Source organism: Cohnella baijiui, assembly GCF_020731285.1.
GTDB lineage: Bacteria > Bacillota > Bacilli > Paenibacillales > Paenibacillaceae > Cohnella.
In genome coordinates this window covers 44,868-56,162 of sequence record NZ_JAJFOW010000042.1, presented here as the reverse complement: position 1 = coordinate 56,162, position 11,295 = coordinate 44,868, and the positions used below count along the sequence as shown (strand labels likewise).

The 11,295-nt window shown below is 63.5% G+C and carries 11 protein-coding genes; 10 read left to right on the top strand and 1 reads right to left on the bottom strand.

What is annotated here, in order from left to right; all coding sequences use genetic code 11:
* Positions 1-457: 457 nt before the first annotated feature.
* Positions 458-853 carry a nucleoside triphosphate pyrophosphohydrolase family protein gene (locus LKX83_RS26720; protein ID WP_227885891.1) on the bottom strand — a complete coding sequence of 132 codons (396 nt, stop codon included), beginning with the start codon at positions 851-853 and terminating at the stop codon, positions 458-460.
* 182 nt (positions 854-1,035) lie between these two features.
* Here LKX83_RS26720 and LKX83_RS26715 point away from each other — a divergent pair, with 182 nt between their 5' ends.
* The 10 genes from LKX83_RS26715 (at position 1,036) to sigH (ending at position 10,935) form a co-directional block, all read left to right on the top strand.
* Positions 1,036-2,142: a PIN/TRAM domain-containing protein gene (locus tag LKX83_RS26715; protein ID WP_227885890.1), complete on the top strand. Its 1,107-nt coding sequence runs from the start codon at positions 1,036-1,038 to the stop codon at positions 2,140-2,142.
* A 79-nt stretch (positions 2,143-2,221) separates the two neighbouring features.
* Entirely contained in the window at positions 2,222-2,932 is a 711-nt protein-coding gene (gene ispD / locus LKX83_RS26710) for a 2-C-methyl-D-erythritol 4-phosphate cytidylyltransferase (RefSeq protein ID WP_227885889.1), read from the top strand.
* On the top strand, positions 2,925-3,407 hold the full coding sequence (ispF, locus tag LKX83_RS26705; RefSeq protein WP_227885888.1) for a 2-C-methyl-D-erythritol 2,4-cyclodiphosphate synthase: 483 nt from the start codon (positions 2,925-2,927) through the stop codon (positions 3,405-3,407). Before ispD ends, ispF begins: the two co-directional genes overlap by 8 nt.
* Before the next feature lie 37 nt (positions 3,408-3,444).
* A complete protein-coding gene (gene gltX / locus LKX83_RS26700; RefSeq protein ID WP_227885887.1) occupies positions 3,445-4,929 on the top strand; it encodes a glutamate--tRNA ligase in 1,485 nt (494 codons plus the stop codon).
* 997 nt (positions 4,930-5,926) lie between these two features.
* Positions 5,927-6,631 (top strand): serine O-acetyltransferase, encoded by a 705-nt coding sequence (cysE, locus tag LKX83_RS26695; RefSeq protein ID WP_227885894.1) that lies wholly within the window; start codon positions 5,927-5,929, stop codon positions 6,629-6,631.
* Positions 6,632-6,651: 20 nt separating this feature from the next.
* Positions 6,652-8,055, top strand: coding sequence for a cysteine--tRNA ligase (cysS, locus tag LKX83_RS26690; RefSeq protein WP_227885886.1), 1,404 nt, complete (start codon positions 6,652-6,654; stop codon positions 8,053-8,055).
* Entirely contained in the window at positions 8,052-8,501 is a 450-nt protein-coding gene (locus tag LKX83_RS26685; RefSeq protein WP_227885885.1) for a Mini-ribonuclease 3, read from the top strand. Before cysS ends, LKX83_RS26685 begins: the two co-directional genes overlap by 4 nt.
* Positions 8,502-8,681: 180 nt before the next feature.
* Entirely contained in the window at positions 8,682-9,602 is a 921-nt protein-coding gene (gene rlmB, locus LKX83_RS26680; RefSeq protein ID WP_370639139.1) for a 23S rRNA (guanosine(2251)-2'-O)-methyltransferase RlmB, read from the top strand.
* A complete protein-coding gene (locus LKX83_RS26675; protein WP_227885884.1) occupies positions 9,589-10,140 on the top strand; it encodes an NYN domain-containing protein in 552 nt (183 codons plus the stop codon). The genes rlmB and LKX83_RS26675 overlap by 14 nt, the downstream gene beginning before the upstream one ends.
* A 144-nt stretch (positions 10,141-10,284) precedes the next feature.
* On the top strand, positions 10,285-10,935 hold the full coding sequence (gene sigH / locus LKX83_RS26670; RefSeq protein ID WP_185672892.1) for an RNA polymerase sporulation sigma factor SigH: 651 nt from the start codon (positions 10,285-10,287) through the stop codon (positions 10,933-10,935).
* Positions 10,936-11,295 lie beyond the last annotated feature (360 nt).

Here is an 11,295-nt window from a genome sequence, read left to right as displayed (position 1 = left end):
GCTAGCTGCACCGCCACATAGTCGGAGTTATTCGGAAATTCCACACTACTCGCCGCGGAATACACCTAGGTGCCGGGAGTTATTCGGTTTTTCCGTATAACTCGCTAGCTGCACCGCCACATAGTCGGAGTTATTCGGAAATTCCACACTACTCGCCGAGGAATGTGCCTAAATGACCAGAGTTATTCGATTTTTCCGCATAACTCGCTTGACGGATCGTCGCATACGTGGGAGTTATCCGGATAATCCGCACAACTATTCGCGAACTGTACCCAGATGCCCGGAATGATTCGGTTTTTCCGTATAACTCGCTAGCTGCACCGCCACATAGTCGGAGCTACTCAAAAATTCCGCACAGCTCGCTACCACCGCCCGGCAAGCAGAAAACCCCCTGACTCTTCATTGCGAAGAGATCAGGGGGTTTGGTGCGTTTTGCCGTTTCTTCGATCGACCGGGCCTAGGTCAAGTTAAACCAGCCCAGCGTGTTGCACTTGTCCGACTCCTTGGCGACTACTTCTTCGAGGTCGATGCCGAGCAGATTGCAGTAGGCGGACAGGTAGAAAAGGTTTTTGCCCATCTCCGACCGGACGATATCGCTGCAATTCTCGCACAACTGGCCGGCCATATGGGATTTCGACTGGCGGTTCGCCTGGTCGAGCTCCATTTCCTCCGAAAAACCCTGTTGCTTGGCGTTCAATTCGATGCACCCGCATTCGGTGATCGCCTTGGATACCGCCCGGTTGACCGAAGCGTTCGATTGACTGTACTTGGTCATGACATCCAGCAAGCTGCGGTGACGGAGCAACAGTTCCGAGACCTGCTGCTGGAACTCCTGCAGCGTTGGTGCGCTCATCCGTTCCACCTCGGTTACCTGAAGATTGGCACATCTTTAGTCTCATTATAGATCAAGGCGTCCGGCAATACAAAAGGAACGCAAATGAGATTCCTTTCAGAATCCGGGTCGGTCGGGCGATTAGCCCGGGGAAATTTGGACCATACTAGTAGCAAAATATGGATGGCCCAGGAGTGATTAATATGTTGATGAGACGTTTCATACAAGCTGCCGGTCTGCTGATCGGCTTGTTGCTGGGGCAAGGCTGGTCGTCGTGGCGGATCGGCGGCGGGGCATCGTGGATGGATCCGGTCATCGGCGCTTCGAGCGCCGGCGCGGGCGGGGGACTGGGCGGCACGTATACGGCCGCGATCGGCGCGCTGCTCGGCTTTATGATCGCGACGAGCCTCGCGGGACCGCTGACGGCCGCGCTTCAGCGGGGGATCGACCGGTTGTCGGCGCTGCCGATGCCGCTGCTCGCGACCGGCTTGCTTGGCGGCGGCTGCGGTCTGATCGTATCGGCGCTGGTCAAGCCGTATCTTGCGGAGCTGCCCCGGGTCGGCGGCGTCGTCGCAGCGCTGGTCGCGATGCTGTTCGCTTATGCCGGCTTGCATATCGGCATCCGCAAGCAGGAGGAGTTGGTCCGCTGGACGGAGTCCCGGCGCACGGCCGAGCCCCGGCGCGAGGAAGGCAAGCGGTACGAGGAGCACAAAATATTGGATACGAGCGTCATCATCGACGGCCGCATCGCCGATATTTGCAAAACGGGATTCATTGAAGGGACACTTGTCATCCCCGAATTCGTGCTGGAGGAGCTTCAGCACATCGCCGATTCGTCCGATCTGCTGAAGCGTAACCGCGGACGCCGGGGGCTCGACATTCTGAACAAAATTCAGAAGGAGCTCGACGTGAAAGTGTTGATCTACGAGGATACGAGCGACGAGGGCGGCGAAGTCGACAGCCGGCTCGTGAAGCTGGCCAAAGCGATGCAGGGCAAAGTCGTCACGAACGACTTCAACCTGAACAAGGTGTGCGAGCTGCAAGGCGTGTCCGTGCTGAACATCAACGATCTGGCCAACGCGGTGAAGCCGGTCGTCCTGCCCGGCGAAGAGATCGTCGTCCAGGTCATCAAGGACGGCAAGGAACACGGTCAAGGCGTCGCCTATCTGGACGACGGCACGATGATCGTCGTCGAAGGCGGACGCGACTATATCGGCACGACGATGGAAGTGCTCGTGACGAGCGTCCTGCAAACTTCGGCCGGCCGGATGATCTTCGCGAAGCCGAAGCTATTGGAAAAAGCGCTGTAAGAGGGTATGATGAGAAGAAATAAGAGCGGGACTCGCTTCTATTGGTCCCGCTCTTCTTCTATGTATCCGAAAGCGAGGCATGCCCATGAAATGGGGAGCGGTGGTCGTCGCGGCCGGCCGGGGATCCCGGATGGGCGCGGCGGACAACAAGGTGTACCTGCCGCTGGCGGGCCGATCCGTGCTGGCCCGCACGCTGGAAGCGTTCGAGCGCTGCGGGGCGGTGGAGACGATCGTGGTCGTCGCCGCCCGGGGCGAGGAAGCTAAGGCGGCGGAGGCGGTCCGGGAAGCGGGTGCGGCCAAGGTGGCCGCCGTCGTGCCCGGCGGCGCCGAGCGCCAGGACAGCGTATACGCCGGCCTTGCGGCGCTGTCCGCAGACGGGGCGCTCGTTCACGACGCGGCGCGCCCGCTCGTTTCGCCGGCGCAGATCGAGGCGTGCTGCCGGGCGGCGGAGCGCCACGGAGCCTCCGCGCTGGCGGTCCCGGTCAAGGACACGATCAAGGTCGCGGACGGGGACGGCATGATCGTCTCGACGCCGGAGCGGCGGACGCTGTGGGCCGTTCAGACGCCCCAGGCGTTCGCGCGCGTCGAGCTGATGGAGGCGCACCGGCAGGCCCGGCAAGAAGGTGCCGCCGCAACGGACGACGCGATGCTGCTGGAGCGGCTGGGGCGCAAGGTCGCCATCGTCGAAGGGGATTATGTGAATATCAAAATCACGACGCCGGAGGACTTGCCGATCGCGGAGCTGCTGCTGCAACGGCGCCGGCAGGAGGAGCGGAGCACCATTGATTAGAGTGGGACAAGGATTCGACGTGCACCAATTGACGGAGGGGCGCGACTGCATCATCGGCGGCGTCCGCATTCCGTACGAGAAAGGACTGCTCGGCCATTCGGACGCCGACGTGCTGCTGCACGCGATCAGCGACGCCGTGCTTGGGGCGCTGGCGCTCGGCGATATCGGCAAGCATTTTCCCGACACGGATCCCGCCTTCAAGGACGCCGACAGCGTCAAGCTGCTGGAGCGGGTGTGGACGCTGGCGACCGATCGCGGCTACAAGCTCGGCAACGCCGACGCCACGATCATCGCCCAGGCGCCGAAGATGGCGCCCCACATCCCGGCAATGGTCGAGGTGATCGCCCGCGTGCTCGGGGCGGAGCCGTCCCAGGTGAACGTCAAGGCGACGACGTCGGAGCGCCTCGGCTTCACGGGACGGGGCGAAGGGATCGCCGCGCAGGCGATTGTATGCCTCGTTCGCGATGTGCTATGATTTGACGCGACAAGGTAGATAGGAGGAACGAAAACCTATGAGTCAACCATCCGCCGGTAAAGTTCGGGTCCGCTATGCCCCGAGCCCGACCGGACATCTTCATATCGGCAACGCGCGTACCGCCATTTTCAATTATTTGTTCGCCCGCCATCACGGAGGAGACTTCGTCATCCGCATCGAAGACACCGACGTAAAGCGCAACGTCGCGGGCGGCGAGGAAAACCAGCTGACCTATCTCAAATGGCTCGGCGTCGATTGGGACGAGAGCATCGACCGGATCGGCGAATACGGCCCGTATCGCCAGACGGAACGCATCGCGATCTACGACAAGCATACGCGGGAGCTTCTGGACCGCGGCCTTGCTTACCGCTGCTTCTGCACCGAAGAGGAGCTGGAGCGCGAGCGCGAAGAGCAGACGGCCAGAGGCGAGACGCCGCGCTACTCGGGGCGCTGCCGCCGTCTGACGGCGGAGCAGGAAGCGGCGTTCCGGGCCGAAGGCCGCGTGCCCAGCGTGCGCTTCGCCGTGCCGCAGGACCGCACCTACACGTTCCATGATCTCGTCAAAGGGGAGATCTCGTTCCGCTCCGAGGAGTTCGGGGACTTCGTCATCGTGAAAAAAGACGGCATCCCGACGTACAACTACGCCGTCGCGGTGGACGACCATCTGATGGCGATCTCCCACGTGCTGCGGGGCGAGGATCATATCACGAACACGCCGCGCCAGCTCATGGTGTACGAAGCGTTCGGCTGGGAGCCGCCGGTCTTCGGCCACATGACGCTGATCGTGAACGAAAGCCGCAAAAAGCTGTCCAAGCGGGACGAATCGATCGTGCAGTTCATCGAGCAGTACGACCAGCTCGGCTATTTGCCGGAAGCGCTGCTGAACTTCATCGCGCTGCTCGGCTGGTCTCCGGAAGGGGAAGAGGAAATCTTCACCCGCGATCAGCTGATCGGCATCTTCGACGCGGACCGGCTGTCGAAGAGCCCGGCGGTGTTCGATACGGTCAAACTGAACTGGCTGAACCAGCACTACCTGAAGTCGGCTTCGCCGGAGCGGGTGCTGGAGCTGACGCTGCCGCATCTGAAGAAGGCCGGCCGCCTGCCGGAGGAGCCGAACGAGACGGAGCTCGCCTGGGCGACCACGCTCGTGACGCTGTTCCGCGAGCATCTGCGCTTCGGGGCGGAAATCGTGCCGCTGTCGGATTTGTTCTTCCGCGAGGCGCCGGAGCTGAACGACGAGGCGAGCGCCGTGCTGGCCGAAGCCGGCGTTCCCGCCGTGCTGACCGCGTTCGCGCGGCAAATCGAGGCGGCGGGCGAAGAAGGCTTCACGGTCGACAACATGAAGACGCTGATCAAGGCCGTCCAGTCGGAAACCGGCGCGAAGGGCAAAGCCCTGTTCATGCCGATCCGCGTGGCGCTGACCGGTCAGGTGCACGGCCCGGATTTGAACGGCTGCATCTGGCTGCTCGGACGCGACCGCGTGCTGAAGCGCCTCGCCGAGACGGCCGCGTCGCTGGGCTGACGCCCGGACGGGACCGCTGTGCTGACGCCCGGACGGGTCCGCTGTGCTGACGCCCGGACGGGCCGCAAGAGGTTCGTTTTGAAGCGCGCCGGCTCGGTTTATTGCAAATGATCAACTAATTTCAGCGAAATAACCTCTTGACCCTCCATTAATTGCAAAAGTACAACTAAAAAGCACGAAAAGGCGCGAAATCGGAACATACGCCAAAAATAGATGCACGAACGCAATTATTTGGCCGTTAACCTCCTTTTGCAGGGAAATTAGATGTACAAATGCAACTAACTCAGGCGCGACCGCGTGCTGAAGCGCCTCACCGAGACGGCCGCATCGCTGGGCTGACGCCCGGACGAGCCGCAGCCTCGCCGATACGGTCGCATCGCTGGGCTGACGCCCGGACGGGCCGCAGCCTCACCGAGACGGCCGCATCGCTGGGCTGACGCCCGGACGAGCCGCAGCGCTTAGCCCTTGTCACTTCGGGGGCGTTCGGCTATACTTGCTGTAACAGCGACGAACAGGAGAGTACGTCCCGCAAGGATCGTCCAGAGAGGACTGCCTAGGCTGAGAGCAGTCTCGTATCCGACGGGAGGGAAATGCGCCTGGGAGCCGCATCGCCGAGCGAACCGCCGGCGCATCATCCGCGCAAGGCCTCTAGGCCGCCTGAACGGGCAGCCGCCGGGGAGAGCGGGCGGAGAGGCGCGGGGGCGTTAGGCGGTGCCGGGTGGCACCCGTTAACGAGCCGAAGAGTTGGATCGCGGCCGGACGCATGGCACGGACATGCCGCGCGCGATCCAAGCAGAGTGGAACCGCGTACGATGACGCCTCTGCAGCGAGAGCTGCGGGGGCTTTTTCATTTGCTGCGGCAGGCGCGGAAGTGCCGGGGACGGGCGGGAGACGGCCCGGAACGACATCCCGCCGATTTTGGCGGCGAAGCGGCGCCGGTCGGGCCGCATCGTTCGGGACGCTGCGGGCGATGGTAACGGAGAAGGAGGAGTGGAACATGGGCTTCTGGGAGACGGTACGTTCCGATATCGAAGCGGTGTTCGAGAATGACCCCGCGGCGCGCAGTGGCTTCGAGGTCGTATTCACGTATTCGGGTCTGCACGCCATCTGGGCGCACCGCATCGCCCATGGCTTGTACAAGCGCCGGTGGTTCACTGTCGCGCGCATGATCTCGCAGGTCAGCCGGTTCTTCACCGGCATCGAGATCCATCCCGGCGCGCGGATCGGCCGCAAGCTGTTCATCGACCACGGCATGGGCGTCGTCATCGGCGAGACGTGCGAGATCGGCGACGAGGTCGTCATTTACCAGGGCGTCACGCTGGGCGGCACCGGCAAGGAGAAGGGCAAGCGGCACCCGACGATCGGCAACCGCGTCGTCATCGCTTCTGGCGCCAAGGTGCTCGGCTCGTTTAAGGTAGGCGATCACGCGAACATCGGCGCCAACTCGGTCGTCCTGCGCGAGGTGCCGGCCGACAGCACCGTCGTCGGCATTCCCGGACGGATCGTCAAGCGCAACGGAGAGCGCGTCAGCGACCGGCTCGACCATACGAACCTGCCGGACCCCGTGATCGAGACGTTCCGCTTTATGCAAAAAGAGATCAACGAGCTGATGGCCGAGGTGGAGCGCCTGAAAGCCGCCGTCCGGGAAGCCGAAGCCCCAAAGCCGGATCCGGAGCCCGTCTGCGCGGGCTCCCGAGAATAGAAGAGGAGTGCATAATCGTCATGACCTTGCGTATCTATAACAGCCTGACGAGGCAAGCTGAGCCGTTCGTCCCGCTCCATCCCGGCCGGGTAAATATGTATGTCTGCGGACCGACCGTTTACGGGTATATTCATATCGGGAACGCGCGGCCCGTCATTTTCTTCGACGTGGTTCGCCGTTACCTGGAGTCGATCGGGTACGACGTCAACTACATCGTCAACTTCACGGACGTCGACGACAAAATGATCCGCAAGGCCAACGAGCTCGGCATCACGGTGTCGGAAGTCGCGGAGACGTACATTCGCGCGTTTAACGAGGACCGCGAGGCTCTCGGAGCGCGTCCGGCGGGCCTTAACCCGCGCGTCACGGAGACGATGCCGGAGATTATCCGCTTTATCGAGGAGCTCGTCGCCAAAGGCGTCGCCTACGAGAATGGCGGGGACGTGTACTACCGGACGGCAATGTTTCCGGAATACGGCAAGCTCTCGCACAAGAACCTTTCGGAGCTGCAGTACGGCATCCGCATCGAGGTTGACGAGCGCAAAGAGTCGCCGCAGGACTTCGTCCTCTGGAAAGCGGCGAAGCCGGGCGAGATCAGCTGGCCAAGCCCTTGGGGCGAAGGCCGTCCCGGCTGGCACATCGAGTGCTCAGCCATGGCGCTCAAGTACGCGGGCGAGACGCTCGACATCCACGGCGGGGGACACGATCTGCAGTTCCCGCATCACGAGTGCGAGATCGCCCAGTCCGAAGCGCTGACGGGCAAGCCGCTCGCGCGGTACTGGATGCACAACGGCTTCGTCAACCTCGACAACGAGAAGATGTCCAAGTCGCTCGGCAACGTCGTCAACCCGCGGGAGCTGTTGCAGCGCGCCACCGCGCAGGCGATCCGCTATGTCATGCTGACGGCGCATTACCGCAGCCCGATCAACTTCAGCGACGAGACGATCCGCCAGGGCGAGAACAGCGTCCAGCGGCTCGCCAACTGCCGGGACAATCTGAAGCACCGGCTGTCGGCCGTCTCGGACCGCGTCGGAGGCGACCCGGCGCTCGCCGCGCGCCTCTCGGCGCTGCAGGAGGAGTTCCGGGCGAAGATGGACGACGACTTCAACACGGCGGACGCGATCACCGTCTGGTTCCAGGCGGTGTCCGACGCGAACGGCTACCTGCAGCGCGAGGTCGCGTCCGCCGAAGACCTGAACGCCTACCTGTGCCTGTTCGCTTCGTTCGACGACGTGCTCGGCTTGCTGCCGCCGGAAGCGGGGGCGGGACTGCTGGACGAGGAGGTCGACCGCCTCATCGCCGAGCGGACGGACGCGCGCAAGCGCCGCGATTTCGCGCGCGCGGACGAGATCCGCGACCTGCTGGCGGAGCAGGGCATCCTGCTCGAAGACACGCCGCAAGGCATCCGCTGGCGGCGCAAATGACGGGGCCGGACGAGCAAGCGCCGCTGCCCGTCGTCGCGCCGGAGCTGCCGCCCGGCACGCCGGTCCACCTGTTGTCGCCGGTGGTGCTGGCCTACGTGGGCGACGCGGTGTTCGAGGTCTACGTCCGGCAACGGCTGATCGCCAGGCATACGCGCAAGCCGCACGAGCTGCACCGGGCCGCGACGAAGTACGTCTCGGCGGCGGCCCAGGCGCGGCTCCTCGCCCGGTGGCAGCCTCTGCTCACCGAGGAGGAGGCCGACATCGCCAAGCGGGGCCGGAACGCCAAGTCCGGCCAGCCGCCGAGGAACGCCGATCCCGGCGACTACCGGCAGGCCACCGGGCTGGAATGCCTCGTGGGCTTCCTGTATTATCGCGGCGAGCGGGAGCGCCTGGAGCAGCTGATCGCCCTTGCCTTTGAAGACGAGACCAAGCAGCAGCCGATCTGACGGATGTCGGACGAAAGGATGAGAAGCATCATGAACAATCGCAACCATAAAACGCGCAAACCGGGCCAAGAGGACCGGGGAGCGCAGGGCGGCCGCCCTGCGGGCGGCGGACGGTCCGGATTCGGAGGCCAAGGCGGACGAGCCGGACAAGCGGGCCCGTACGGCCGCGCGTCCGGAGGCTTGACGGGCGGAGACGTTCGCGCCGGGGCGGCCGATTCCGCGAAGGAACGCCGCCAGCGCGAGGACGCGCTCCGGCGTCCCCCGGCGTATGAGGCGCATCTCGCGGACGAGGCGGACGGCGAGGAAGAAGCGGGCGGCGAGCAATACCTCGCCGGGAAGCATCCGGTGCTCGAAGCGCTGAAGGCCGGGCGCGCCTTGAACAAGATCTGGATCTCGAACCAGGCGCAAAAGCAGCTCGTGCAGCCGATTCTCGAAGAGGCGAAGGCGCGGGGCGTCGTCGTGCAGTTCGCGGACAAGCGCAAGCTGGACGGCCTGGTGCCGGAGCTTCAGCACCAGGGCGTCGTCGCGCAGGCTGCGGCGGTGTCCTACGCCGAGCCCGAGGAGCTGCTCGCGCGCGCCGCGGAGCGCGGCGAAGCGCCGCTCCTCGTCCTGCTCGACGAGGTGGAGGACCCGCACAATCTCGGGTCCATCCTGCGCTCCGCCGACTGCACGGGCGCGCATGGCGTCATCGTGCCGAAGCGCCGCAGCGCGAGCCTCACCGCCGTCGTCGCCAAGACGAGCGCGGGCGCGGTGGAGCACGTGCCGGTGGCGCGGGTGTCCAATCTCGCGCAGACGATCGACCGGTTGAAGGAAGCGGGCGTCTGGATCGCCGGCGCGGATGCGTCCGCGACCGAAGACGTCTACGCGTCGAACCTGACCGGGCCGATCGCCATCGTGATCGGCAGCGAGGGCAAGGGGCTGTCCCGCCTCGTCCGCGAGAAGTGCGACTTCCTGATTTCCCTGCCGATGTTCGGCAAGCTGAACTCCCTCAACGCATCCGTCGCCGCGGGCGTCATCCTGTACGAAGCCGTCCGCCAGCGGCAGGCGAAGGCGGGACGCTCGGGCCCCGCGGGTTCGGGAGACGGTCATGCTTCGCCGTGAGGACACGCTCATCGTAGACGGCTACAATATGATCGGAGACTGGCCGGAGCTCGCCCGCCTGAAGCTGAACAAGCTCGAGGACGCGCGGGACCGGCTGCTCGATATTTTGGCCGACTACCAGAGCTATGCGGGACTTCGCATCATCGTCGTCTTCGACGCGTTCCGGGTGCCGGGTCTCGGCGCCAAGTACAAGCAGCGCCGGCTCACCATCGTCTACACGCGCGAGAAGGAATCCGCCGACGAATGCATCGAACGGCTCGTCGGCGAGCTGAAGTCCGTGCGGCACCACCTTTACGTGGCTACCTCGGACCAGGTCGAGCAGCGCGTGGCGTTCGGCCGCGGCGCGCTGCGCATTTCGGCCCGCGAGCTGCGCCTCGCCGTCGAGGAGAGCAGCCGCGAGATCGCGCGCACCATCCGGCGCGAGCCGCCGCCCAAGCGCAATCCCCTCGGAGGGGTGCTGAGCGACGACGTGCAGCGCGTACTGGAGCAGTGGAGGAGGGGGATTAGGGACGAGAAGGGCAAGAATGGGGACAAGTGACATTTTTTCCACCGCGCAGGCCTCGAAATCCCCGTCCTCCCGGGCTAAATCGGTTGACGCTATGGGATTCTTCAAGTATATTGGTAGTAGTTTGGTAGATTCCAGCCGGGGTCCCAATACGTCTTGAAGCCGGGGGAATGATTCGTGAGCGTCGACCTGAATGAACTTGCAACGCACGAATACGACTTCAAGACCGACGAAGACATCGTCGAATCGGTCCGCTTGGGCGATGCCGAAGCCCTCGAGTACCTGATCAACAAATACCGGAACTTCGTTCGCGCGAAGGCCAGGTCCTACTTCTTGATCGGCGCCGAGCGCGAGGACATCGTGCAGGAAGGCATGATCGGCCTGTACAAGTCCATCCGCGACTTCAAGGGCGACAAGCTCGCTTCGTTCAAGGCGTTCGCAGAGCTGTGCATCACGCGGCAGATCATCACCGCGATCAAGACGGCGACCCGCCAGAAGCATATTCCGCTCAACTCTTACGTCTCCCTGGATAAGCCGATCTACGACGAAGACTCCGACCGCACGCTGCTGGACGTCATTTGCGGCTCCCGCGTCTGCGATCCGGAAGAGATGATCATTAACCAGGAAGAGTTTTTCGGCCTCGAGGACAAGATGTCGGAGATTTTGAGCGATCTCGAGCGCAAAGTGCTGATGCTGTATCTCGACGGGCGCTCCTACCAGGAGATCGCCGTCGATCTCGACCGCCACGTGAAGTCGATCGACAACGCGCTGCAGCGGGTTAAGCGTAAGCTCGAGCGCTATCTCGAAGTCCGCGATATTGTGAACTGATTCTAGCGAATACATAGTCATCGGAAGGGCAGCGGCCGCAGGGCGGGCTGCTTTTTTTGATGCGGGGATCCGCTTCCTTCCGCGGACGCGTCCCCTTCCGCCGGGGATCGGACGCGACGGGCGGGGCTCGGTTGGGGCTCTCGAATCTTTCTTTCTCGATCCGGTTTAAAAGGACCGGCATCCTGGGGAAACTAGGAAAGAGCTCTGCGCCGGGAATCCCACGTTTCTCCTCTATTCGCCGACATCAGCTTTTCGTTGACATCGTATGGGCCCTGTGATAAATTATTTTAGTAACCTTAAGGTGGAGTTTTATGCGCAGGCCCTGAATCTCGAGTGATACGCCAGGTTTCGTTGTCGTGA

Coding starts and splice junctions, on each gene's coding strand:
- LKX83_RS26715 (WP_227885890.1), top strand. CDS start 1,036: ATGTTGATGAGACGTTTCATACAAGCTGCCGGTCTGCTGATCGGCTTG.
- cysE (WP_227885894.1), top strand. CDS start 5,927: ATGGGCTTCTGGGAGACGGTACGTTCCGATATCGAAGCGGTGTTCGAG.
- LKX83_RS26685 (WP_227885885.1), top strand. CDS start 8,052: ATGACGGGGCCGGACGAGCAAGCGCCGCTGCCCGTCGTCGCGCCGGAG.
- cysS (WP_227885886.1), top strand. CDS start 6,652: ATGACCTTGCGTATCTATAACAGCCTGACGAGGCAAGCTGAGCCGTTC.
- gltX (WP_227885887.1), top strand. CDS start 3,445: ATGAGTCAACCATCCGCCGGTAAAGTTCGGGTCCGCTATGCCCCGAGC.
- LKX83_RS26675 (WP_227885884.1), top strand. CDS start 9,589: ATGCTTCGCCGTGAGGACACGCTCATCGTAGACGGCTACAATATGATC.
- ispD (WP_227885889.1), top strand. CDS start 2,222: ATGCCCATGAAATGGGGAGCGGTGGTCGTCGCGGCCGGCCGGGGATCC.
- LKX83_RS26720 (WP_227885891.1), bottom strand. CDS start 853: ATGAGCGCACCAACGCTGCAGGAGTTCCAGCAGCAGGTCTCGGAACTG.